Annotated in this window: 26 protein-coding genes; 1 reads left to right on the plus strand and 25 read right to left on the minus strand. The window is 64.7% G+C overall.

Annotation, left to right across the window (positions count from 1 at the left end):
• Positions 1-201: 201 nt before the first annotated feature.
• The 15 genes from BMZ79_RS05455 to BMZ79_RS34160 all read right to left on the minus strand — a co-directional run bounded on the left by BMZ79_RS05455 (position 202) and on the right by BMZ79_RS34160 (position 15,089).
• On the minus strand, positions 202-417 hold the full coding sequence (locus tag BMZ79_RS05455; protein WP_090637373.1) for a hypothetical protein: 216 nt from the start codon (positions 415-417) through the stop codon (positions 202-204).
• A gap of 347 nt (positions 418-764) precedes the next feature.
• Entirely contained in the window at positions 765-2,027 is a 1,263-nt protein-coding gene (locus BMZ79_RS05460) for an erythromycin esterase family protein (RefSeq protein ID WP_090637375.1), read from the minus strand.
• Positions 2,028-2,240: 213 nt separating this feature from the next.
• Positions 2,241-3,311: an aspartate-semialdehyde dehydrogenase gene (gene asd / locus BMZ79_RS05465; protein ID WP_090637377.1), complete on the minus strand. Its 1,071-nt coding sequence runs from the start codon at positions 3,309-3,311 to the stop codon at positions 2,241-2,243.
• Between the two features lie 486 nt (positions 3,312-3,797).
• Positions 3,798-4,592 carry an endonuclease/exonuclease/phosphatase family protein gene (locus BMZ79_RS05470; protein WP_090637378.1) on the minus strand — a complete coding sequence of 265 codons (795 nt, stop codon included), beginning with the start codon at positions 4,590-4,592 and terminating at the stop codon, positions 3,798-3,800.
• A 131-nt stretch (positions 4,593-4,723) separates the two neighbouring features.
• The gene (locus BMZ79_RS05475; RefSeq protein ID WP_090637380.1) at positions 4,724-5,488 is read right to left on the minus strand and encodes an SDR family oxidoreductase; all 765 of its coding nucleotides are present in this window, start codon (positions 5,486-5,488) and stop codon (positions 4,724-4,726) included.
• Between the two features lie 158 nt (positions 5,489-5,646).
• Positions 5,647-5,964, minus strand: coding sequence for a MocE family 2Fe-2S type ferredoxin (locus tag BMZ79_RS05480; RefSeq protein ID WP_090637383.1), 318 nt, complete (start codon positions 5,962-5,964; stop codon positions 5,647-5,649).
• Positions 5,964-7,067, minus strand: coding sequence for a fatty acid desaturase family protein (locus tag BMZ79_RS05485; RefSeq protein WP_090637385.1), 1,104 nt, complete (start codon positions 7,065-7,067; stop codon positions 5,964-5,966). The genes BMZ79_RS05480 and BMZ79_RS05485 overlap by 1 nt, the downstream gene beginning before the upstream one ends.
• A 69-nt stretch (positions 7,068-7,136) precedes the next feature.
• The gene (locus BMZ79_RS05490) at positions 7,137-8,162 is read right to left on the minus strand and encodes a LacI family DNA-binding transcriptional regulator (protein ID WP_090637387.1); all 1,026 of its coding nucleotides are present in this window, start codon (positions 8,160-8,162) and stop codon (positions 7,137-7,139) included.
• A 169-nt stretch (positions 8,163-8,331) separates the two neighbouring features.
• On the minus strand, positions 8,332-9,234 hold the full coding sequence (locus BMZ79_RS05495; protein ID WP_090637389.1) for a sugar phosphate isomerase/epimerase family protein: 903 nt from the start codon (positions 9,232-9,234) through the stop codon (positions 8,332-8,334).
• 22 nt (positions 9,235-9,256) lie between these two features.
• The gene (locus BMZ79_RS05500) at positions 9,257-10,360 is read right to left on the minus strand and encodes a Gfo/Idh/MocA family protein (RefSeq protein ID WP_090637391.1); all 1,104 of its coding nucleotides are present in this window, start codon (positions 10,358-10,360) and stop codon (positions 9,257-9,259) included.
• 21 nt (positions 10,361-10,381) lie between these two features.
• Complete coding sequence (locus tag BMZ79_RS05505) at positions 10,382-11,374, minus strand: aldose 1-epimerase (RefSeq protein ID WP_090637393.1); 993 nt, start codon at positions 11,372-11,374, stop codon at positions 10,382-10,384.
• Positions 11,375-11,589: 215 nt separating this feature from the next.
• The gene (locus tag BMZ79_RS05510) at positions 11,590-11,844 is read right to left on the minus strand and encodes a hypothetical protein (protein WP_090637396.1); all 255 of its coding nucleotides are present in this window, start codon (positions 11,842-11,844) and stop codon (positions 11,590-11,592) included.
• Positions 11,845-11,978: 134 nt separating this feature from the next.
• A complete protein-coding gene (locus BMZ79_RS05515) occupies positions 11,979-13,238 on the minus strand; it encodes a hypothetical protein (RefSeq protein ID WP_090637398.1) in 1,260 nt (419 codons plus the stop codon).
• 46 nt (positions 13,239-13,284) lie between these two features.
• Positions 13,285-14,778, minus strand: coding sequence for a PAS domain-containing sensor histidine kinase (locus BMZ79_RS05520; RefSeq protein WP_090637400.1), 1,494 nt, complete (start codon positions 14,776-14,778; stop codon positions 13,285-13,287).
• Positions 14,779-14,924: 146 nt separating this feature from the next.
• Entirely contained in the window at positions 14,925-15,089 is a 165-nt protein-coding gene (locus BMZ79_RS34160) for a hypothetical protein (RefSeq protein ID WP_177222022.1), read from the minus strand.
• A gap of 153 nt (positions 15,090-15,242) precedes the next feature.
• On the opposite strand from BMZ79_RS34160, the gene BMZ79_RS05525 reads away from it, so the two are divergent.
• Positions 15,243-16,763 (plus strand): glycosyltransferase family 4 protein, encoded by a 1,521-nt coding sequence (locus tag BMZ79_RS05525; protein ID WP_090637402.1) that lies wholly within the window; start codon positions 15,243-15,245, stop codon positions 16,761-16,763.
• Between the two features lie 157 nt (positions 16,764-16,920).
• Here BMZ79_RS05525 and BMZ79_RS05530 read toward each other — a convergent pair whose 3' ends face one another.
• The 10 genes from BMZ79_RS05530 to BMZ79_RS34165 form a co-directional block, all read right to left on the minus strand.
• Positions 16,921-17,925: a Gfo/Idh/MocA family protein gene (locus BMZ79_RS05530; RefSeq protein WP_177222023.1), complete on the minus strand. Its 1,005-nt coding sequence runs from the start codon at positions 17,923-17,925 to the stop codon at positions 16,921-16,923.
• 106 nt (positions 17,926-18,031) lie between these two features.
• Complete coding sequence (locus BMZ79_RS05535; RefSeq protein ID WP_090637406.1) at positions 18,032-18,871, minus strand: helix-turn-helix transcriptional regulator; 840 nt, start codon at positions 18,869-18,871, stop codon at positions 18,032-18,034.
• A gap of 362 nt (positions 18,872-19,233) precedes the next feature.
• The gene (locus BMZ79_RS05540; RefSeq protein WP_090637407.1) at positions 19,234-20,055 is read right to left on the minus strand and encodes a class I SAM-dependent methyltransferase; all 822 of its coding nucleotides are present in this window, start codon (positions 20,053-20,055) and stop codon (positions 19,234-19,236) included.
• Between the two features lie 21 nt (positions 20,056-20,076).
• On the minus strand, positions 20,077-20,802 hold the full coding sequence (locus BMZ79_RS05545) for a hypothetical protein (protein ID WP_090637409.1): 726 nt from the start codon (positions 20,800-20,802) through the stop codon (positions 20,077-20,079).
• Positions 20,799-21,815 (minus strand): tetratricopeptide repeat protein, encoded by a 1,017-nt coding sequence (locus BMZ79_RS35570; protein WP_371263633.1) that lies wholly within the window; start codon positions 21,813-21,815, stop codon positions 20,799-20,801. Before BMZ79_RS35570 ends, BMZ79_RS05545 begins: the two co-directional genes overlap by 4 nt.
• 94 nt (positions 21,816-21,909) lie before the next feature.
• On the minus strand, positions 21,910-22,455 hold the full coding sequence (locus tag BMZ79_RS05560) for a GrpB family protein (protein ID WP_090637411.1): 546 nt from the start codon (positions 22,453-22,455) through the stop codon (positions 21,910-21,912).
• Positions 22,452-22,697 (minus strand): hypothetical protein, encoded by a 246-nt coding sequence (locus BMZ79_RS05565; RefSeq protein ID WP_090637413.1) that lies wholly within the window; start codon positions 22,695-22,697, stop codon positions 22,452-22,454. The genes BMZ79_RS05560 and BMZ79_RS05565 overlap by 4 nt, the downstream gene beginning before the upstream one ends.
• Before the next feature lie 184 nt (positions 22,698-22,881).
• Entirely contained in the window at positions 22,882-23,400 is a 519-nt protein-coding gene (locus BMZ79_RS05570; protein ID WP_305728338.1) for an NUDIX domain-containing protein, read from the minus strand.
• Between the two features lie 70 nt (positions 23,401-23,470).
• The gene (locus BMZ79_RS05575) at positions 23,471-23,764 is read right to left on the minus strand and encodes a hypothetical protein (RefSeq protein ID WP_090637417.1); all 294 of its coding nucleotides are present in this window, start codon (positions 23,762-23,764) and stop codon (positions 23,471-23,473) included.
• 139 nt (positions 23,765-23,903) lie between these two features.
• On the minus strand, positions 23,904-24,065 hold the full coding sequence (locus BMZ79_RS34165; RefSeq protein WP_177222024.1) for a hypothetical protein: 162 nt from the start codon (positions 24,063-24,065) through the stop codon (positions 23,904-23,906).
• Between the last annotated feature and the right edge of the window lie 18 nt (positions 24,066-24,083).

Here is a 24,083-nt window from a genome sequence, read left to right on the forward strand (position 1 = left end):
TTGGTTCTGAATTCGCCTATCCGGATCCCCCCAATTATGGACGCAGCTGGAATGGAATTGTTGCAGCGGATCGGCGGCTCGTTCTTGCGCATGACAAAAAAACCGCCGGCAGTCGCCGACGGTCAACGGAGCAGGCGGAGCTTATGGACACCGTGCGCAGGGCGCGCTTTCGCGTTCGGTTGGCGCCGGCGGACGGGAACGCTAACTGCGTTTCGCGATCTCGCTTCGCAGCATGAAGGTGAAGGCGAGCACGAAGATGCCGAACCATAGCGCCGCGAACAATACGAGAAACGTGCCCAGGCCGAGCCCGAGCTTCTTCGAAGCGTAGACGGATACGGCGGTGGCGCCGAGAACGGACAGCACCAGCGCGTTGTTCTTGATTCGTTTGATCGGCACGCGAATGTTTTTCCGTTTCATTGCGACACGCTTCGCGCGCGGTACGCGGATTTCGGGTACGGCGCGGAAGCTTCCTCCCATCGATCGGGCAACCGGACGAGCAGCCGCCGGGCCCAGCTTCTTTCGAACCTCAAATGACGATCCTGCAATAACGAACCTCTATTGTACGACGATCCTGTAATAACGAACCTCTATTATACATGAAATCCGTCGTTCGGTGTCCGAATCCGGCGAAATCTTGCCGGCGCGGCGCAAACCGATCGGACGCCAGCCGAAAAAAGCCCGCGCCAAGCGCGGGCTCCGGACATTCGGTACGGCCTGATGCCAACGCGTCAAAACCCATGCCCCGCTTGCGCCAGCGGCCGCCGCTACCGATAGGCCCGTTCCGCGGACAGCGGAGACAGCGCCCGGGTCCGATCGAAATATATAAAGGCGTCGTAGCGTTTCGGTATCACGGTCGGCACATAATTGCCGCGTTCGCTCGACGGGCGGTACACGACGCCGATCGCCCGATGGCCGAGCTCGGTCTCGTCGAGCGCGGTCGCGTCTCCGCCGAACAGCAGCAGCTTGTCCCAAGCGCCGCTTCGATGCAGCCGTTCCTCCCAGCTGCCGGCGATCGCTTGCGGAACGGGCATCTCCTCCGCCGGCGCACCCCAATCCTTCCCCGCGACGACCGTGCCGGCATAGCTGCCGTAGCCGACCGCGAACACGGCTTCCCCGCGCTTCTCGCGCAGCAGCTGGCCGACGTTGACCATCCCGTCCGCGGCCATGTCGGTCGCGCGCGCATCGCCGATGTGCGTGTTATGCGCCCAGACGACCGCCCGGGCGCCGGGTCCGTGGAACGCGGACAAACGCTCCAGCGCTTCGACCATGTGGCGGTCCCGCACGTTCCACGATTCCGCGTCGTGCCGGATCATCGTGCGGTAGTACGCTTCCGCGCCCCGGACGGCGAGCGCGTTCATCTCCGCCGAGAGCGCTCCTTCGCGGTCGCCCGCATCCGCTTCCTTCCGCTTGTCCTGCAGGCGGCGGAGCAGCTCCACGACCTCGTCTTCGCAGCCTTCGCCGTAGAGGGCGGCCGCCGCGCCGTACCGCTGCTCGTCTTCCCCGTGGGGCTCGAAGCAGGCGAAGGCGCGCTTGGCCGCCTCCAGATCCGAACCGGGCCGCGCCTCCAGGTAGCGCAGAATCGCGTCCATCGACTCCCACAGGCTGTACACGTCGATCCCGTAGAAGCCGGCCTTGTCCGCTTCCGCCCGTCCGGCATTGTAGGCGCGAAGCCAGTCGGCAAGCTCGGCGATATCCCGGTTCGCCCACATCCACGCCGGCCAGCGTTCGAAATCGCGAAGCGCGGAACGGGCGTCCGCGCCGCCGTCCGAATGGCCTTTGACGTAGCGGTTCAGCGTGAAGCAGGACGGCCAATCGCCCTCGACGGCGACGAAGCGGAAGCCATGGTCGGCGATGAGCCGCTTCGTCAGCGCGGCCCTGTCGGCATAATAATCGGTCGTGCCGTGGGACGCTTCTCCCAGCAGCACGTAATCGGCCCGGCTCGCCCGGGCGAGCAGCTCCCGCGCGCCGTCCGGTCCCCGGTACGGCCTCGCCAGCTTGCCGATCGCCTTCAGCACGGCATCTTCCATATTCCCAACCCTTTCGCTTGCGACATGCTGGAGATCAGAAGGAGTTTGCGCGAAAAGGATGCGGGCTATGCGGAAATGCGGTCGCAGGAGCGGGACGATGAGCAGGCCAAACGAGCCGGACGCAAGCACGGGACGAATAAGCAGAACGAATAAGCGGGACGAAAGCCGCCGGCAGTCATCGGACTGCGAGCCGGCGGCCCTTCGTCGTACGGGTTACCCGAGCAGTCCCCGCGCCAGCATCGACTCGGCGAGCAGCACCGCGCCCTTGCCGGCGCCCAGCTTCGTGTTGTGGGAGACGAGGACGTACTTCACGCCGCCGAGCACCGGTTCGTCCTCCAAGCGTCCCATGCTCGTCGTCATCCCGCCGCCGAGCTCGCGGTCGAGGCGCGGCTGCGGGCGGAACGGGTCGTCGAACAGCCGGATGAGCCGGTCGGGGGCCGAATGCAGCGCGCTGCCGGCGAACGGATTATACCGTTCGACCGCGTCCTTGATCTCGGCCAGCTCCGCTTGCCGATTCAAGCCGACGAACACCGACTCCGTGTGGCCGTCCGAGACGTTCGCGCGCGTACAGATGCAGTTGACGTCGATTTCCGCGGGCGAGATGCCGTCTCCGGCGTAATCGCCGAGAATTTTCAGCAGCTCCCGGCGCACCTTGCCCTCCTCGTTCGGAATGTACGGGATGATATTGTCCAGAATGTCCATCCCCCGCACCCCCGGGCTGCGCCCTGCGCCGCTCAGCGACTGCATCGACACCATGAGCACGCTGCGGATGCCGAATATCGCCTGCAGCGGCTTCAGCGTGACGGCGAGCCCGGTCACCGTGCAGTTCGGCACGGGCAGCACGTAGCCTTTCCACCCGCGTTCCCGCTGCTGCTTGCGGATCAGGTCCGCATGATCGTCGTTGACGCCCGTGATGAGCAGCGGCGTATCGTCGAAATACCGGAAGGCGGAAGCCGTCGAGAAGGTCGGCGTCGTTCGCGCGAACCACGGCTCCAGCTCCTGCGCGAGCTCCGATTCGATCGCCGTGAAGATCACGTCGACCGCCTCCGGGCGGAACGTCTTCGAGGACGTCACGGGAACGTCCAGCATATCGTCCGGCACCGGCGCTTGCTGAACCCACCGGGAAGCGCCGTTCGCTTCCCGCAGCGCTTCCCGGTACGTGCCGACCGTCCGGGACGTCACCATTCGAACCACTTCGAAATTCGGATGTCGGGATAAGGCCTGCACGAACTGCTGGCCCGCCATGCCCGTCGCGCCGACGACGGCCGCTTTCAATCTTGTCATCGCTCTCACTCCTCGTTTTGTTAATCCCGCACCGCATGCTTGCCGCGCGCCCCCGAGCGGTCTTACGGATAATCCGCCCATACAAAAAAATCCCGCCCCCAAGACTATCGTAGTCTCAGGGACGAGATTGCTATGCTCGCGGTACCACCCGGATTCGCGGATTCGTCGCCTCCTCCGCCTCTTCGAGTACGGCATCACCGCATGGCGGGACGCGATACCCTAGCTCTGTAACAGGAGCGCCTGTCGCGCCATCCCCCGAAGGTTCCCGCGCGCTGCTCGGAGGCTTTCTTCGGCCAGGCGCGGCTTCGCTCCTTTTCAGCTGCCGGAGCTCTCTGCGGAAGCGCTGCTTGGCGTACTCTTCTCGTCGTCGCATGTCGATGTTAGCCAAGAGATTACCAGAGAACCGGGGCGGTGTAAAGCGAAATGTTCGTTCCTTCGGCAGCAAGTCCGCCCGCGCGGTTCAATTGCGTTCGCGTCCGCGGCCGCTTACGCCCGCGGCGCGATGCGCGCGATAACGGGATAATGGTCCGACGGGTAGCGGCCGTCTATGTCGCCGCGGTCCACCTGCACGGCGGATACCGTCAGCGGCGCGTTGACGAACAGATAATCGATCGGCTCGCCTTCCGTGCCGCCCCGGAAGTCATGGAACGTGCGGCCGGGCGATGCCTCCAGCGCGGCGTACGCGTCGGTCAGCTCCGAGCGGTCGCCGTCGATATCGGTCTGTCCGCGAAGGAACCGGATGACGCGGTCGCCCGGCTCGGCATTGAAGTCGCCCATGAGAATCGCCGGACGATCCTGCCCCTCGCGCGCCATGCTCCGCAGCACGAGCCGCATGCCCTGCTCCCGCGCCTGTTCCCCGATATGGTCGAGATGCGTGTTGTATACGGCGATCTCGCGTTCCGGCGACCCGGCGGCGCGGAAACGGCCCCATGTGCAGATGCGCGGCAGCGAGCTGTCCCAGCCCACGCTGCCCGCTTGCTCCGGCGTCTCGGACAGCCAGAATTGCCCCTGCTCAAGGAGGTCGAAGTCGGCCTTGCGGTAGAAGATCGCGCAGTGCTCGTCCTCCGTCCCGCCGCCGCGGCCCTCGCCGATCCAAGCGTAATCCGGCAGGAGCGCGTTCAGCTCCTCCAGCATGTGCAGGAACCCTTCCTGGATGCCGAACAGGCTCGGCGCGTGCGCCCGAATCGTCGCCGCCGCCGCTCCGATACGGTTCGGCCAAGCGTTATCCCCGTCGTTCGCCGAGGAGTTCCTAAGGTTAAACGTCATCACGGTCCATGCCATGGCAAATCCCCTCCGGTTAGGTGCTGTCAAACCCGCCATTATTCTAACATGGAACCCCTTACAAGGATAGGGCTTGGCCGCAACTCCGTCGCCTCCGCCCGGCGATCCGGCCCGGGTTCATCGCCTCCGTCTCACAGATGCGAGCCGCCGCTGGCGTCGATCAGCTGCCCGGTAACCCACCGGCTGTCCGGAGACGCCAGGAACGCGACGACGTCCGCGACGTCCTCCGGCTGCCCCCATCGGCCGAACGCGGCGTAGCCGGCGCCGAACCGCTCGGCCTCGGGATCCTGCAGCATCCCGGCGTTCATGTCGGTCGCGACGAAGCCGGGCTGCACGGCATTGATCGTAATGCCGCGCGGCGCGAGCTGATTGGCCAGCGCGAGCGTGAGCGCGTTGACGGCCCCCTTCGTCATGCTGTACGCCGGGACGGCCGGCAAGGAAATGCGCGTGACCGCGGACGACAGATTGACGATGCGGCCCCCGTTCCGCAGCCGCGGCAGCGCTTGCCGAATGAGGAAGAACGGCGCTTTCGCGTTCACCGCCATCAGTTCGTCGAAGGCGGCTTCCGTCGTATCGCCGATGGCGGCCGGCAGGCCGATGCCCGCGTTGTTGACGAGGATGTCGAACCGGACGTCGTCCGTGCGCGCGGCCAGCGCCTTATCCATCGCTTCGCAGAGTCGCAGCGCCCCTTCCGCCGAACGAAGCTCGGCCCCGATCGCGAACGCGGATCCGCCTTCTTGTTCGATCTCCCGCACGACCGCTTCCGCGCGCTCCCGGTTCCGCCCGTAGTGCACGGCCGTCAGCGCGCCTTCCTTGGCAAGCCGCAGCGCGACCGCGCGGCCGATGCCGCGGCTCGCGCCCGTCACCACGGCGATTTTCCCTTCCAGTCTGTTCATGTTCCCAGCTCCTCTCGCGTCGGCGGGCTTTGCCCGCCCCGCTTTCTGTTATACCACGGGGCGGATTTGGAAATATTGCGCTCTCATTGCAGGAAGGCGGCGCGAGCGGGGCCGCATGCAAAAAAGCCGCGCGATGCGCGCGGCTCCCTCCGGTTCGCTCAAAGCTGAATGAACACTTTGTTCGCTTCGACCTTGACCCGGTACGTCTGCAGCTCCTTGCAAGCGGGCACGCGGACCGCGGCGCCGGTCGGGATATCGAAACGCCCGTTATGCTTCGGGCATTCGATCAGGTTCCCCATGACGAGGCCGTCCGCCAGATGGAACCGGCCGTGCGTGCAGAAGCCGTCGGTCGCGTAATAATCGCCCTTCTCCGTCCGGTAGACCGCGAAGGTCCGCTCGGCGAGGTCGAAGCGGATCACGTCCTCGACGTCGATCTCGCCCGCCTCGCATACTTCCACCCATTCTCCGTTTGTCATTACGCTTCGCTCCTTGTGAGATCGTCCGCTTCCGGTACGCGCTCGGGGCCGTAGCGGTACGGCTGCGCCGTGACCGGCAGCGGCTTCACGACGACGTACGCCGGGTCGCGCTTCTGCTTGCGCAGCGCGGCGAACACTTCCTTCAGCGCGGCCCGGAAGCTCGGACGCGCCTGCGGGCAGTCGTGCTTCATCGCGTCGTGCAGTCTCGGCAGCGCGTGGAACGGCACCATCGGAAACATATGATGTTCGACGTGGTAATTCATGTTCCAGTACAAATAACGGAAGATCCGGTTCATATAGATAGTACGCGTGTTCAGCCGGTGGTCCAGCACGTCCTCGTAGAGCCCGAGATGCTGCGTGACGCCGAACAGGAGCACCAGCAAGCCGCCGTAGAACGACGGCAGGACGATATACATCGCGGGCAGGATGCTCCCCGTGAACAGGCAGGCGGCGATGACGGCCAGGAAGATCAGCAGGTAAACGCGGGCTTCGCGGAACGCTTTCGGATATTCGGATGCCGGAATGTAGTCCTTCTCCTGCGCTTCCATCCGGCCGACGGCGTGCAGCGCGAACCGTTTGATTTCGATCGGGCCGCCGTAGAGATGGAACAGCTGCATGTACAGGATTTTCCAAATCGGCGGTCTCGGCGTAATGATCTCCGGATCCCGGCCGACGATGATCGTATCGGTATGATGGCGGGCGTGGCTCCAGCGCCAAGGCGTGGCGGACCGGAGCACGCAGAACGAGGCGATATGGTAGACGGCGTCGTTCATCCACGGCGTCTTGAACGCGGTGCCGTGCCCGCATTCATGCCATCTCGAATCGCCGGGCGTCGCGTAGAGCAGGCCGTAGAGGAAGAATGCCGGAACCGCCCACCACGTCCCCCAGGATAGATAACCGAGGCAGCCGAGCACGATCAGGCCGCCGAACCAGATCAGCGTGTCCCGGATCGCCGGGCCGTCCTTTCGCTTCATCAGCTCCTTCATCTTCGCGCGCGGAATCGCCGTCGCGTACCATTCCGCCGACGCAAGTCCCATCTCCTCCGCCCGCTTGCTCTCGATGCCCTGCAAGCCGTAATCCCTTCGCTGCACGACAACTGCCATCGTGTACGCCTCCTTTTTCGTTGCTACGCTTCGTGTGCCCGGGCACGGACATGCCCAAAAAAGAAAGCCTTACAGGCTTTCGGGAATATAAATGTGCGTCTCCGTAAAATGGTGCTCCGCCTCGGGCTGCTTGCCGGCGAACACGCGGTCGAACAAAATCCGCAGCGACAAGTAGCCCTGCCGTTCCGGGTTCTGGACGATCGTAAAATCGATGATCCGCTCGCGCAGCCCCTGCTCCGCCGCCGGCAGCAGGTCGTTGCAGACCACGCGAATCCGGCCTTCCCTGCCGTGCCGCTTGATGGCGTCGACGCAAGCGGCGACGTCTCCGGTCGCCATATAGATGCCGGCAAGGTCCGGGTGCCGGGCGAGGACGCGGTCCAGCCGTTCGAACGTATCGGCGTAGCGGTCGAAGCCTTCGATCACGGCCACCGCTTCCAGCCGGCCGCCCCCTTCGGCGAGTCCTTGCCGGAAGCCTTCGACGCGCGAACGATGGGCATGGAACTTCAGGCTGCCCGTGACGATGACGACCTTCGCTTCCTCCCGCAGCACGCGGTTCATGAGCCCGGCCGCGACGAGGCCGCTCTTGCGCAGGTCCTGGCCGACGAAGCAGAGCCGCTTGCTCCCCTCGACGTCCGAATTGAACGTGACGACGGGGACGCCGCGTTCCGCGGCGAAGTCGATGCTCGCCCGGATCAGCTCGTCGTCCATGACCGAGAACAAGATGCCGCTCGCGCCCGCTTCGACGAGCTCGCGGATCGCGGCGGCCCCTTCGTCGGGGCGTTCGTTGTCCACGTAGCGGTAATCGAGGCGGACGCCGAGATCCTTCAGTTCCTCGGCGGCGGCGCCGATGCCGCTGCGGATGAATTCGAAGAATTGGATGTCCTTCGGCGGCATCACGATGCCGAATACGATCGGTTTTTTCTGATAAGCCAGCGCCTTGGCGGCCAAATTCGGGACATATTGCAATTCGTTCGCAATCTCGAGGATGCGGTCGCGGACATTCGGCTTGACGCCGGGCCTGCCGTTCAGCACCCGGTCCACCGTGCCCCGCGAGACGCCCGCTCTTCGTGCGATTTCCCTGATGGTTACGGTCATGATTCGCTCCTAATCCTGGTAGTGTGCTCGGGCACATTTCTCATTATAGAGCGAATCGCCGGCGCTCACAAGCCTATTTTGCGGCCAAGCCTTCCTGTTCGGAGGCGTCTATCGGATACGCGGCGAGCCAATGCGCGGCTAACCGGCGCATGCCGGCGCGCATGCCGCGCTAGACGCCCGCCTGCTTGAGCTTCCCGTCGAGGAACGCTTTCGCGCGCGGAATGTCCGTCTCGTCCAGATGCTCGATGATGATCGGGATGTTCGGGTGCAGCTTCGCCAGCCGCTGCAGGTACAGATCGTAGTTCAGCTCGCCGAGCCCCGGCGCGGGCAGCTCGACGGCGCCGGCGCCGCGGAACGAGTGGGATTCCGAGGCATCGATGGCGGCGTGCTTCTCGCCGGTGTCCTCGGCCCGCTTGCAGTCCTTGGCGTGCGCGATTTTGATGCGATCCCCCAGCATGTTGAAGATGCGGTTCAGCGTCTCGTCGACCCGGTCGATGTTGTCGTCGGTGAAAAAATTCGTCGGGTCCATGAGCAGCCCGAGGCCCGGATGGTTCACGTCCGCGAACAGGCGCGCGACTTGGTCGACGGAGCCGATGACGTTGTTCACGTAGTTTTCGACCAGGAACACCGCGCCGTGGTCATAGGCGAATTTGGCCAATTCCTCGAGCTGCCGGCACGTCTCCTCGTACGCCTCCTCGGTGCCGTTGCGGGGATCCCACACCCAGTCGCTGTCGGTGTTGAACGTGCCCGTCTCGCTGACGACGTAGGGGCTGCCGAGCTCCCGGGCGAACTCCAGGATCTTCTTCACGCCCTGCACGTTCCGCCGTCGCTTGACCGGGTCGGCATGGATGAGGTTCGTATAGCCGGAGATGCAGACGATCGGCAGATTGGCGTCGCGGAACGCGTCGCGGATAACGCGGCATTTGTCCCGCGTCAGCGATTCCGGGGCCAAGTCCATGTCCTTGAAAGCCAAGTCGAGCTGCACGCAGGAGAAGCCGTCCCTCTTGATGCGCGCGATCGACTCCTGCAGCGTGTACGGATAATACGCGTTGAAAATCCCCACTGAAAGCATGAAGCATACCCTCCCGTAACGGTTAGTGTTCGCCGAGCGCGTCGGCGAACCGGATCGTCCTGCCTTCGGCGATCGACCGGTAGCAAGCGTCGACCGCGGCCATCGTGCGCAAATTGTCCCGCCCGCCGATCTCGGGCTCGGTGCCGTTCTCGACGGCCCGCAGCAGCTGCGCCATCGTGCCCTGGAACGCGTCCGGGAACCACACGCGGTCCCAGCGCGGGCGGATCCATTCGTTCGGCGCTTGGCGGGTCGTGAACGCCAGGGTGCTCGGGCAGCGCTCCGGGTATGCCGGCCAGCCGATCGTCCCCGCGGCCATGCCGTCCAGCCCCTCGACGCGCCATTTGATGTACAGGTCCTTCTCCGTGCCTTCGCCCGGCCATGCCCAGACGTCGTCGAGGCTCGTCGCCATCAGCTCGCCGGCGTACCGGAACGTATACTGCGTGATGCCGTCGAGATGCGGGAATGCCGAGCGCGGATCGCGGCGCGCCACCGCCGTGACGGTCTCCGGGTCTCCGAACAGGTAGCGGAACGCGTCGATGTGATGAATGCCCATGTTGAGGAGCTCGATGCGGTCGTACCGCTCCAGAAACGGCTGCCAGTGCGGAATGGCCCGCATCTCGATCGTCGCGAGTACCGGCTCGCCCAGGAGGCCGCGATCGAGAATCGCTTTCAGGGCGCGGATCGACTGGTCGTAGCGCATGTTGGAGTTGACCGCGAGCTTGATGCCCGCCTCTTCGCACAGCGCCACGATTTCGCGCGCTTCGCGCGTGTTCATCGCCAGCGGCTTTTGGCACAGAATACCCCGGATATGGGGCTGCTTGACGGCTTCCCGCACGATCTCGAGCTGCCGGTCCGGCGGGAAAGCGACGTCGAGGATTTCGATGTCCGGATTCCGGACGAGCTCCTCCCACGTGCGGTGCACCTTGGGAATGCCGCGCAGCTCGGCGGCGGCCCGCGCGTTCCCGTACGTGCGGGAGGCGATGGCGACCGGGTTGAAGCCGGCGTCGCGGTAGGCGACCAGATGGCAGTCGCGCATGATGAAGCCCGAACCGATGCAGCCGATCCGGTGATCCATTCGCTTCGGCAGCTCCGGCGCGATGATCGATTCGAAATCGATAGGCTCCATGCGATCTTCCTCCTTCGCGTCTTACTTTTGGTGGTCTTCGATCCAAATGTCCGTCTCGAGGCGTCGCTCCTCGCCCGCGGGAAGGCCCTGCGCCCCCGTCAGCTCATGCTCGTAAGGCAGATTGAAGGCGTCCGTCACGTACGTGTAGGGCTCGATCGAGAACGCATCGTCCCAATCCGGACGGAACAGCAGCACGAACCGGAACGCGCGGTCGAGCCGGTACGCGATCGAGTAGCCGGCATCGCCGAGCGCGATGCGGCAGACCGGATCGGCCTGCGGGTCGAGCGTCAGCATCGCGCAGCCGAGGGGCGGAAGCTCCGCGAGCGGCGCGCCGCCTTCGCTTGCGACGGCCCGGCTAAACGCGGTGGCGGACGGCCTGCCGGTCGCGAACGACAAATTCGTGATCGGCCATTGCTCCCGGGCCGGCACGCTAAGCGCCGCGCGGGCGGCGCCGTCTTCCGGGACCGCGAAGTACGGGTGCAGCCCGTAGGCGAACGGTGCCTCGTCCGTTCCCTCGTTCCGGATGACGCTCTCCATGCGCAGCCGGCCGTCCCGCAGCCGGTACGTGACCGTAAAGGTCAGCGCATGCGGAAAATAAGCCAGGATATCGGGGTGGTCCGCGTACCGGAACCGGCTGGACGCCCACGCCCCCTCGGCTTCGTCGGCGCCGAAGCCGAGGATCTCCCACGCGCGGCGGCACAGCTCGCCGTGCAGATGATGGTCGGGCGGCTCGTTGAGCGGGAGCCGGTAATCGCGGCCGCGGAACGCGAAGCGGCCGTCCCGGATCCGGTTCGGCGGCGACAGCACGGGCGTGCCGTACCTCGATCCGGCCTCGTCCCGGAGCGTCCGGAGCGGGACCGGCGTCCGGATCGCGTCGCGGCCGCCGCTCGCGAAGGCGAACAGGTTATTGCCCGCACCCGGAAGCAGCCTCGCTTCGGAGCCGGTCCCCGCGTCCGTCAGCACGACGACGGACATGCCGTCCTCGTCGCGCAGCGCCGCTGCGTATCGATGCATGCGACATCCTCCCTTTTCGTTAGCATTGCGTTGAACCGCCCTCTGATAGCGGTTACATTCATTTCGTGCTCGGGCACATAAATTATATAACGGACTTTGGATTCGTACAATAGCGTTTTCGATGGGGCCGCATACGAAAAAACCGCCGAACGGCGAGCCGCCCGGCAGTATTGCTGGCACGACGATATGGGAATACGGGCTGACGCCGCATCCGCTCATTTCGACAACCGGCGATTGAACCGGCGATGCCAGCGCGCTAACGCCAGCGCGACGGCATAGAAGCACGCCGAATACCCCAAATGCCAATGCATATAAACGATAAACCGTACATGGACCAGCAGCGCTTCGAGCAGCATGGCAAAAACCAGCCATGCCGCGGCATAGATCCAGAACCGTCGCCTGCTCTCCGGCATGAAGTTCACGTACAACACGCCGAAGGACGGCCCCAGCACGAGCTCGAGCCCATGCACCCACAGCTGGAAGCCGGGTTCCGCCTACCCGACCGCGTTCGGCGTTCGCGCCAAAAAAGCAAGTCCTTCACAAGAACTTGCCCGCTGAAAAGCCCGTTGCGATAAACGGTTGCCTTCGCTCGCCGACCGAAGCTTCAGGACGGCTCGCGCTCGAGATCGCCGATCATGTTCGCGAGGCGGCCCGCGAGCTTCACGATATCCGCATAAGCGGCGACGGTCAGTTTCTGCCGTTCGGCGGCGGCCTTCTGCCTCGCGGCCCGCGCCGCCGGCCCCGCGTCGTAGCCGTCCTCGCCGTCCCCGTCGGCCGCATGGGCGCCGCCCTCGGCTGCCGCCAGCCGGCCGATCGGCCGGCCTTCCGCCAGCAGCGACCGCATGTCGGCGACGTCCCCGGGATGCAGCTCCCGCCGGGCTCCCTTCAGCGGATTGCTGGCGTCCAGCCGCGCCGCGACTTCCGCCAACTCCGCATAATCGTCGGCGGTGACGGGGGATGGCTGCTCGTAGCCGCCGTCCTGCTCCAGCGCGGCATCCAAGCGGGCATGCAGCTCCCGGAGCGCCTGCAGCGTCTCGTCCCGGTCCAACCCCGGGTCGGTATCCAGCTCCGTCAGCACGTCAACCGTCGTTTCCTCGTCGATGCTCGCCTTGTAGACGGTCCTCCGCTCGATGACCGCCTCGGCGGCCGCGGGCAGTACGGGCAGCGCGGCCTCCGGCCGGATGTACCGGCGCCGGAGCTTGGCGGACAACTTGCCGGCATAGCCGCGCCCGTCGTCTCCCTCCAAGCGGAACGTCCGGCCGGCCGCGTTCAGCGCGGTCAAGCTGCCGCGGACCGGGACGAAGACGGACGTCGTCTCCGTCGCGTCGATATAGGCGCTCACCTCGCGCAGCAAGCGCGCGTCCGCATCCACGGCGCGGCAGTCGCCGGCCGGAGTCGCCCACTCGAAGACGACCGGCGCCTCCGGCTGCGCCAGAACGGCCGCCAGCCGGCCGAAGGCCAGCACGGCCGGCGCGCGCATCTCCCGCAACCGCGCCCGTAAATCGTCGGTTACGCCGCAGCCGGCCGCTTGCATCAGTTCGAACAACCGGCCGACGGCTCCGGTCGCGGGCGTGACGCCGAACAAATCCGCCGTTCCCGCCGACGCCAGCCGGACCGCGTTCAAGGCGCGAGCCGTCACGACGAGCGCGTTGTCCCGGCGAATCGCCGCGGCGGCGGTCTTCGTCCCGTCCGTCCAACGAACGTCGAGCGAAGCGAGGACGTCCTGCAGCGCGGCGGCCGGTTCCCCGCCCCCCTGCGCGCCGAACGCCGCCGCGCCGCCGTCCGTCCGCGCGTACAGGCCGATGACGTCGCGCCCGGTCTCGGCCGCTTCCGCATCGGCCGTTATCCAATCATGCCGTTCCAAGTCGGTTTCACCTCAAAGCCATTCCATAATCGCGGGCCGCGGCCCGTTATCGCTCGCTCGCTTCAATCCTATCCGGCTCGGCCGGAAACGCAATGACGGCCTCCGTGCCGGTCGAATCGGCATGCAGCGTCAGCTCGCCGCCCATCTCCAGCACGATCTGCCGCGAGATGAACAGGCCGAGCCCGTTGCCCGAAGGCTTCGTCGTGAAAAACGGCATGAACAGCTTCTCCAGAACGTCCGGGGGAATGCCCGGCCCGGAATCCTTGACGACGATCGCCGCCTTGCGGCCGTCCCGCCTGACGGCCAGCGCGAGCGTGCCTCCGCTGCCCATCGCTTCGAGTCCGTTTTTGCACAAGTTCAGAACCACCTGCTTCAATTGCGCGCCGTTCGCAAGGATGTCCGCATCCTCGCCGGTCAGCCCCGATAGGTCCAGCTGCGTGTTTTGCATGTTTGCGTCGACGTAGATGAGCGGCAGCAGTTCCTGCAGAAGCGCCGAGGCGTTCAGCCGGGCGACGGAGCTTTCCTTCGGCTTGCGCAGCCGCAGCATTTCGCTGACGAGGTCGTTGATGCGGGCGAGTTCCGACAGGATAAGCGGGATGTAGGATTGTCCGCCGAGCCCTTGCGCCTTCAGCTGCTCCCCGAGCAGCTGCACGAAACCGCTCACGGCCGTCAGCGGGTTGCGAATCTCGTGGGCGGCGCCGGCCGCCAGCTGGCCAAGCGCGGCGTTCAGCTCCGAGACGCGCAGCATTTTCTCCATGTTTTTGCGCTCCGTGATGTCGACGGCCGATCCGAAAATGCCCGTAATCGCGCCATGCTCGCGGCTCGGGCTCAACGTTTTGTACAACATCCGCCCCATCAGCTCGAATTCGAGGCTGACGGTCTCGCCCCGCCATACCCGCTCGTAAAGGTCGCCTTCCTTCTCCATGCGCCCCGGGAAGAGCTCGCGCACCGTCCGGCCGTAGCTGTTCGCCGTCGTGTAGCCGAATTCTTCCGCGATTCGGCCTTCGGCAAGCACGTAATAAAACTCGTTGTCCGCGCGCCGCTTCATCTTGATGACCAAGGCGTCCATGGAGCGGATCGTCTGCAGCAGCTCTTCCTGCACGGATTCGTACCGGTAGTTCTCGATCGCGGTCACTTTCGTGATGTCCCGGCCGACGGACAAATTGCACTGGACGCCGTCGATCGTCACCGTCTCGACGGATAGAATGAACGTCAGCGTCCGGCCGTATTTGTCGCGCGGGTTCAGCACCAGATCCTCGACGCAACCTTGCGCCGCAAGCTTGGCCTTGAAAGCGTCGCGCTGCGCGGCGCCGTCCCACGCGTGCAGATCGAACGCGGTCAAGCCCTTCAGCTCGTCCGATTCGTAGCCGAGCCGCTCGGAAAACGACTTATTCGCATAAATGATTTCGCCGTTATCGAAGGCCGTCACGCATATGAACTCCGACTTCTTGTTGAAAAAACGGTTCAGCAGCAAGTGCAGCAGCTGCGGATTTTTTTGATGAAAAAGCTCATGCTCGAACGTCTCCCGGAATTCCCCCATGCCTGCCCCCAACTTCCCGCGTCGTGTCCCTCGGTGTCATTATAAACGCTTGGCCGTTTCCGGCAAAGTGGCGTATTTTGACTTCCGGCGTCAATTATCGGCTTGCGGCGCCGCCGGGCATAAAGGCACGATGCGCGCCGCGATGTTCAATGCGGTCCTCCGGGCACGGCCTCGTTCATCGCGTCGTAATGGGTATCGCCCAGCCCGTAATCGGGAAATCGGCGATGCCGCTCCCGAATCAACGCCTCCTTCGGCCGCCGCGCGTTTCCGCCCCCGTCTCGCGGCGCCGGCGTCCGCCGTTGCGTAGTCATTCTCTCCTATCATTCTCTTTCGACGGCCCGCCTTCCTGCCTCGAAACGAAAGATCGGGCACAGGCGCGGCTCGCCGCCCTCGACAACGCGTTAGCTTCGTCATAGAATACCCCAGCAAGCCTGCTTGATCATTCCGCCATTCGGAGGTGCGCCGTGAAGAAGAATCGAACCCTGCAGCGTTCGTCCAGGGTCAAACGGAGCAAGCCGGCCGCCGCGCGCAAGTCGGGCAAAAAGTCCGCGCGAGGCGCCCGGTCGATGAAGCAAGCACGGAAATCACGCCGGCCCGCGCTCGCGGGACGTTCCCGCAGCCGCGCGGCAGGCGGGCCGTCCGCTCGCCGCAATGCCGAATCCGCCAACGAGAGCGCCGTCTCGCTCCGGGTTCCGGCGCTGCAGCTGCCCGAAGCGCGTCCGTTCGTTCCGCAGCCGACGAATGCGCGGATGCTGTCGGGCGAGCGGCTGTCGATCCTGTACGTCGTCCACGCTTTCTACCCGGATTCGTATACCGGCACGGAAAAATTCGTCTTGAACCTCGCGCGCGGCATGATGCAGCGCGGGCACCGCGTGAAAGTCGCGACGTATGGCGAACGGCTCCCGGAGGACGCCGCGGATGCGGACGGCATCGCCTGCGCGTCTTACGAGTATGACGGCATACCCGTCTTGGCCTATCGCGACGTCCGCGAAGATCCGGCCGGAACCACCGACGTCGCGGAGAATCCCCGGTTATCCGCCTGGGCGGAAGCGGTGCTGCTACGGGAGCAGCCAAGCCTCGTCCATGTCGCGCACGCGATGCGCGGCTTCGCGTTCGTGCAGGCTTCGATCCGGCTCGGCATTCCGTACGTGATGACGCTGACGGATTATTGGTCCGTCTGTCCCCGGCTCAATCTGGTCCGGGTCGACAAGCAGCTGTGCGGGGGACCCGAAGGCGGGGCGGCTTGCCAGACCCGTTGTCAAATTCCGCAGGCCGGGGACCGCTTGCAGGCGATCGCTTCCCTGCTGCAAGGCGCGCGGCGCCTGTTCTCGCCTTCGATGTTCCTTGCCGCTTACGTGCGGCACGTACTGCCGGATTTGACCATCGAAGCGCTGCCGCACGGCATGCGAAGCGACACGCTCGCCGCCAATGCCCGCACGTACCGGAGAGGCGCGCCGCTGACGCTCGTCTACGGCGGATCGCTGAGCGAGCACAAGGGCGTGCACGTGCTCGTCCGGACGATGTCTCTCGCGCGGTCGCGCCGGCTTCGGCTCCGCATCTACGGCGACGGCAAGCCGGAGTACGAGGCCGCGCTGCGGAGACGGGCCGCCGGCGACCGGCGCATCACGTTCCACGGCGCGTATGCCGAGTCGGATCTTCCCCGCCTCTATCAGGAGGCCGATCTCGCCGTCGTGCCCTCCGTCTGGTACGAGAATTACCCGCTCGCGCTGCATGAGGCGCTGGCTTCTCATGTGCCGGTCATCGCCTCCAACGTCGGAGGCATGGCCGAGAAAATCGTCGACGGGCTGAACGGGTATACGTTCCGGGTCGGGGATGCGCGGCATTTGGCGGACCGGCTGCGCCTGCTGCTCCGCAAGCCCGGGTTGATCAACGGTCTGAAGGCGAACATCCGGGCCAATCCGCTGCCCGCGGCGGAGGAAGAGCTGGGCGCCTACGAATCCGTTTATTTCGAGCATGCGCGCTGACGGCGGCGGGATTCCGGGCAGCGATGCGGCTGCCGGAACCGGCTGGCGCGTATGAACCGGCCGGCCCGCAAGAACCGGAACGCAAAAAAGCCGCCAAGGATGAACCTTGGCGGCTCTTATCGCGGGCATCGGCGACACCGCGCCGAGCCTGGTCGCGTCAATCGTAGGGGAGCGTCGCGCCGTCTTGCTCGGCCGACTGCGTCACGCGCTCCACGAGCCGGAGACTGGCAAGCCCTTCGGCGATCGGACACAACTCAGGCCCCTCGCCCCGCAGCGCCGCGACGAACGCTTTCGTTTCCTCCAGATAGACGTCGCGTTCTTCGCCGAACGCCTTGCGCACCGGCTCGGAGCCCGACGTGAAGACGAACTCCGCCCGGTTCGGGCCGTCGAAATACGCGGTCAGCTTGGTGCAAACGACCGTGAAGGAGCTGTTCCACTCCGACGGCACCGCGCTGTTGGACGCGCAGATCGAAGCCATGGCGCCGGACGCGAACCGCACGACCGCCGCGCTGGTGTCCTCGACGGTATAATCGGGCACCTCGCGGTGCGCCAGATTCGCCGTGAAGCCGCTGATCCGCGACGGCGTACCCAGCAGATGCATCGCCATGTCGTACGTATGAATCGCTTGCTCGAACACTTGTCCCCCGGAACGGCTGCGGTCCCGCCACCAAGGCGCGTGCAGCGAGTTGCAGTCGTAGCGCCCGTCGAACAGCGTCGGCGCCCCGGCCGTGCCGTCCGCCAGCATGCGCTTCAGCTCTTGCACCGCCGAGCCGAACCGGTTGTGATAACCGACCTGCGACGCCACGCCGGCCTGCTCGACCGCGCGCGCCATGCGGGCCGCCCTGTCCGAATCGAGCGCGATCGGCTTCTCGACGAAGACGGCGATTCCCCGCTCCGCGGCGGCTTCCGCTTGGCCGATATGGCCGTCGGGCGGCAGACAGACATACACCGCGTCGAGCTTCTCCTTCTCCAGCATGTCCGCGTACAACTCGTATGCGGCCGCGCGGCCGCCCGCGTGCTCGGCGGCGAACGCCTCGGCCTTCGCCTGCGTCGTCCCGCAGACGGCGGTCACGTTCACGCCCGGCAGTCCGTTCAAATGCTTGGCATGCAGCCGGCCCATTCCGCCCAAGCCGATGATGCCGACTCGCAATTCTTTCCCCACGTCCCCCGCACCTCCATGCGTTTTCCCGTACTTCCCATTCATTATAGGGCGGACGAAGCATGGCTTACACTGCATCTTTGCGACGCTGACGGCGAAAGTCTTTTCGTCAGCTATTCGAATCCTGATCGCGTTCGTTGCGGTATTTGAGCGGCGAGACGCCCGTTTTGCTTTTGAAGAAGCGCGAAAAATCGTCGGCATCCTCATACCCCGTCAGCCTCGCGATCTCGGCGATCGGCCGCTTCTCCATCTCGAGCAGTTGCTTCGCTTTGCGCAGGCGAAGGTGCAGCTGCAGCTGCATCGGCGTGATGCCGAAAATGCGCTTGAACTGGTTGGAAACGTAAGTCGGGTGCATGTGGTACCGTTCCCCCAACCCGGCGAGATCGATGCGCGCTTCCGGAGCATCCAACAGCTCGTTCAAAATCGCCGTGAACGCGTCCGCGTAGATCGCTTTCAGCCGGACCTCGGGCCGCGCGAGCGCGCTCTCGATCAGAATCGCCGCGAGCTCCTGCGCTTTGGCCCCCGCCATCAAGCTGTCCGCGAGCGACCGCGGCCGTTCCGTGCACTGCCGGTACTCGAGGAATATCCCTTCGAACCGCTCCGGCTCGGGAATGCGGAAGACCGGCGGAAGCTGAAACCATTGCAGCGCGTCGATGCAATCCGCGATCGTAAGCGTGAAATGCCAGGAGAGGAAGGTCGCCGGCTCGTCCGAATCTTTCACGAGATCGTGAAGCGCGTGCGGCGGGACGAAGAGCGCTTCTCCCTTCCGCGCGCGGTAGTCCTTGCCGCCGAAGCGAAGACGGCAGGCGCCTTCCCGAACGAAAGCGACGACGTAAAACGGCAGGACGCGCTCGCGCTGCTGAAGCTCCGTACGTCGATGTAGATCGTGCTGCAGGATTCGGAGCGAAGCTTTCTCGATCAGCTGCAGCCATGGTTGCATGCCGTTCATTGATGCCTCCTGATAAATGATGGATTAAAAATGATAACAAAATAGACTTCTTTACATTATAAGTGAGATTGCGAGAATAGAAAGGGGGAAATTTGTACGGAATATATCATCCACAAGAACCATATTAAGGAATTACAAGCGGATAGACGGCATATTTCCCGCTTACATTCGACGTCGGCGGACAAAATTCTCCCTTGCTTTCCGACTGCATATTGAATCCTCTATTCCGCTGCTGCTTCGAAGTCTCGTCATTCGCTCGCCTAACCTTCGTCGCCGCTCGCATGCCGCCGCAAAGAACCGAACGCGAAAAAGGCGTTCCCGGGCGAACCGGAAACGCCGTAATCTTCTTCGTCTTGCCGCGTTTAGTCGGCTTGCGGCGTCTGGCCCTTCGGACCGCCCGGATTGCGCGCCGCGAACGTTACGCAATCCGTCGCCAGGATGACGGCGCGGCCGTTCCGTTCGATGTCGAACGCAAGCGGCTTGACGGACCGCATCGGGATGTCCCATCCGGCAAAGCGGCCGTCCAACAACGCCAACAGGTCCGGCGTCGGCAGATTGATCTCGAACATCGGGTCGAGCGGCTCTCCGGTCAGGACGTCCGTCTCCGTATTGCCGGTGCCGGCGATGACGCAGACGATGCCGCCCGCCCGCGTGCCTCGGACCATGTCGCCGAGTTTCGCATCGAGAGCCGACCGCGAGCATAGATGCTCCAGCGTCGAGACGGCGATGATGAAGTCGTACCCGCCCGGTTCGATCGCGAAGGCTTCGATGCTCGACAGCACGGGCCGCAGGCGCGATTCGACGCCGTACGTCCGGCCGTATTCGGTCAAGCGGGCGATGGCCGATTCCAGCAAGTCCACGCAGACGACGGCGCCTCTCCGTCCCGCCAGCTTTTCCGCGATCGGGATGCTGTTCCGGCCGACGCCGCAGCCGAGATCGAGCACCTGCAGCTCCTCCCGGTCGTCGAACGCGTCGAACAGCTCCATGACGGTCCGCACGGGTTTATGCAGCCAAGAGCCGGGCGCGAACAGCCGGTGATTCCGGTAGCAATCGTCGTGATACGCCTTCTCCTGCCCGCGGATCAAGGCGATTCGCCCGCCCTCCCGTCCCGGCGCAAGTTCCGGATCGGCATTTCCTATCGAGACCGGACGTTCCGCCGCCTCCTCGTGTTCATGCTTCGTCATGTGCCCGCCTCCGTTGATAGGTCATGAAGTCCGCAGCACGCCGATGATTCCCGTCCCCCGGGTGTAGCCGCCCTGCGCCATCGCCGGATCGACGCTCCACAGCCCGGCTATGCGCCGTACATCCTCCTCGTCCGGGAATACGGGGTCAGCCGCCTCCGGACCTGTAAACAAGCGGTTGTCCGTTCGTTCCTCTTCGCTCGGCTCGCCCCGATCGAACACGATTGCTCCGCTGCCGGCATATGCGAAGCCGCGAACGATTACCCCGTCCACCGACCTCGCCCAGGCGCGGTAGCCGACGACGCGATGCGTCCCGAAATAGCACGCTTCGCCGAAGGCGCGGCTGAGCGCCTCCAGCGCCGGAAGCGGACCCGATTGCCCGTCGCCGGTCAATTCCGGCATGGCCGGCTGAATGACCAGCGTCCAACCGTTGACGGGCGGCGTCACGAAGCAATAGCCGGCGTCGGCCCCGGCCAGACCGGTTCGCCAATTGGCGCGCTGCCGCCCGTTCAGCCGAAGCAGGTCGGCGACTGCCCGCGTATCCGTCGTACGGACGGCGAACCATTGGCTGCTATAGCCGAACGGGAGCGGAAAATCGGGCTCGTCCGCGAACGCGGCCGGGACGGCTTCCCCGCCGGACTTGCCGGCGGGCGGCCGCATGGCGCGCTGCCTGCGCTGGTAATGCCATATCCCGAATATCAACGCAAAAAACAAGACGGCCGGAACGGCCGCCGCAACGATTGGACTCACGATCGGTTATCCCCTTCATGCTGCAGTTTCTTGATGAAATAATAATGCCGGTGTCCGGCCGGCGCATCCTCGATGACGGCCAGCTCGGCATAGCCGTGCCTCGCGTAAAACGCCGGCGCCTGGAACGAGAACGTGTTCAGCTTCACGAACGCGCAGCCCCGCATCCTCGCCTCGCGTTCCGCCGCCTCCAGCAGCGCGGATCCCGCGCCCCGGCCGCGATAGGCGTCATCGACCCAGAGAATGTCGACTTCGAACCAGTTCCAGCAATAGACGCTCAAGACGCCGCCGATGATTCGGCCGTCCGCATCCCGCTGGACCAGGTTGATCTCTTCGTAGCGGCCGCGATACGCTTCCGGCAGCCGGCTCGCGTTATACGCGATCAGCCGGTCGCGGACGCAGCCGCTCTCGTCCGCCGATGCGGCCGCTTCGGGCTTCGGCAGGTTCATGGTTCGTTTCTCTGCTACACGAAGCTCTTCCTGCACGCCGGGCCGCACGGTCAGCGTGCCCGCCGCTTCCTCCGGGCTTGCGCCCCGCGCGCGGTCCAGCTTGTCCGCGTAGAAGCCGATCGCCTTCCCGTATGCCGCGATGCCCGAATCCCCGCTCGTCTCCGCAAGCTGGCTCAATAAGATGGCCATCGCTTCGGCATGCCGGTTCAGATTATGCAGCGTCATCGCCCGGAAAGTCTGGAACTCCCGGCGGCCGGGGTACTCCCTGACGGCCTCGTCGAACAGATCCAGCGACTGCTCGTACCGGCCAAGCGTCCGCAGCGTGCTGCCCAAACCGAGCAAGGCGCCCGCCCGGTCATCGCCCGCAAGTCCGCAGCGAAGCGCCCGCTCGTAATGCGGGACCGCTTCCCGTTCCAGCTCCATGACGTCGTGCACCCAAGCCAGCTGGTACCACGCTTCCGCGTTGCCGGGCTCCTCTTCGACCAATTGCTCGAGGACCCGCTTGGCCGCCTCCGGCTCGCCCCGTTCGCGCAGCGCGATCGCGCGCTGCAGGTTCGTTTGCTTCATGCGTAATGACATCCTTCTGTCTTTGGCTTCTGTCTGATTTTGGCTTCTATCTGTGTTTGGCTTCTGTCTTTTGGCTGCTGTCCGATTCGGCCGCCTACATGTCGGAAGCGCCCGGCCGCCATCCGGTTTGTTGGCTCCATTTGCTCGCGCTGCGCAACATGTCCCAAATGTACGGTTCCTTCTCCTCCACATAACGGTCCCGCTCATGGCGATGCGACTTGGCGAGCGAATGCTTGATCGCGGCGTACCGCTTCGCCTCGTGCGCGTGCGCGCGGACGTAATCGCGGAAAAGCAGCGACAGCTGCTCCGAGAAGCTGCCGTGCTCGCGAACGTGGATATGCGTCCGGCGCATGCCCTCCGACTCGCGGTAATACCGCTTCGTCAAATCCGGATTATCGGCGCGCAGCACGTACCCGAGGCCGGTCAGCGCATCGGAAATCGCCTCGAGATCGGTTAGCCCGCGGGCGGAAACTTGCACGTCGATGACCGGTTTGGCATCCAAGCCGACGATCGACGTCGATCCGATATGGTCGATGCGAACCGCGCGGTCCGCGAGCGCGCGTCTCAGGTTGGCGCCGATGTCGGCGAATTCCGACCGCCAGTTCGCGTCGAACGGCACGATGACGACGGACTCCTTCATGATTTCACCTTCTTGACGGCTGCGAACAGCACGTAGCCGATCGCCAGCAGCACGAAGCAGACGGCGAATCCGATGGCGTAGCCCGTCCAGCCGACGTTCAGCACCAGGAAATAGCTGTCATGATACTGAAAATCGTTTTGCTGGCTTTGCATCCGGGCTTGCAGCCCCAACGCGATAAAGTAGACAAACCACGGCATGACGGCGGAAATGCCGATTCCTTTCAGCAGCAGACGCAATTTCATAGTCAATCTCCTTTCGCGGATGAACGTCAAATAAGGAAACGCCGATGCTTTGCGCCAAAACGATGGTGACGGACTTGTTTACGTAAAACGACGGTCGGCTTGCACCTTAGACGGCCCGGCGGTCTGCGGTCGAACGGCTTTTCGGAGATCCGCTCTTCAGGGGAACCGCTCCCGATCGTCCGCGTTAGGCGCCGGACCCGCCGAGCCTGCGCAGCGCATGGCCCAGCCGGTAAAGCTCCGCCAGCTCCTGCCGATCGCCGTCCAGAAAACGCCGAACCGCTTCGTCGATCGGAACCGGTTCCACGAGGACCACCCGCTCGCCGTCCGGAGGGTTCAGCGGCATGCCGACCAACTCGACCTCCCCGTGCCCGACGAGCCGGCGGAACCGGGGATGCGGAATGTACGGCCGGTATGGCGCCGGCGCGCTCGAACGGCAATCGAAATAGCCGAATACTTGAAAATCGGACACGAGCTCCGCGCCCAGCTCCTCCAACAATTCACGCCGGAGACCGTCCCGATGCGGCTCGCCTTCCTCGAGCGTGCCGCCGGGCAGCTCCCAACGGCCGTTATCCAGCCGAATCATGACCACGCGGTCGCCGATATGCGGCACGATGCTGACGTTGCTGACGAGCGATAGGTCCCCGGGATCGTCGGCCCGCACGAAGCGTCCCGTCACCGGTCCCCAATCGACCGTCCCGGACAAGGTCGGATAATGAATGGCATTCCATGCGACCAGCTCGTTCTCCTCCTTTTTTCCCTCGGCCCGCGCTCTCTCACATCCAAGCCGACGATAAAATCGCGCCCGAGGCCATAAGGATCAAGCCCCTCGTCCAAGCCCGTCCCAGCCTGCGCGAGCGATCCGACTTGTACCAGCCGTTAAACTGCAGCGCGTTACGATACAGCACGACGAACAGGGCGAAGTTGCCGGCGCCCCGCAATAACGACGGCCGAGGCTCGCCGAACGTCCCGAAAACGGCTCGTTCCATCCCGTCGAGCAGGAAGAGCGTCAGGAAAAGCAACACGACGATTCGTGCCAGTTCGAGCAGAAAAGCGGCCCCTTTAACCATGCTGAACTACCTCCTTCTCTCCCGCGCTCGACGATTGACCGGCGCTGCCGCTGCGCTTCGCTGCCGTTATCCTGGACGGCATGGTGTTGAAAAGGGTTACAATTTCCGGCAGAAGACCGGATGCGCGGCCAAGGGCACGTCAGGAACCGTCTTCCGGTCGTCTGTCGGCCGGCTTCGCGGCGATTCCGTCCCGCTCCATCGCTTCCTTGGCCGCGTTCCGGCGCGGCAGGCGATAAAGCACCTCCGCGAGCTGAAGCACGATGACGGCCAGCAGCGCCACGACGACGATCTTGAACAACATGCCGCATTGCCCTCCTTC

The organism is Paenibacillus sp. UNC496MF, assembly GCF_900113915.1.
GTDB lineage: Bacteria > Bacillota > Bacilli > Paenibacillales > Paenibacillaceae > Paenibacillus_Z > Paenibacillus_Z artemisiicola.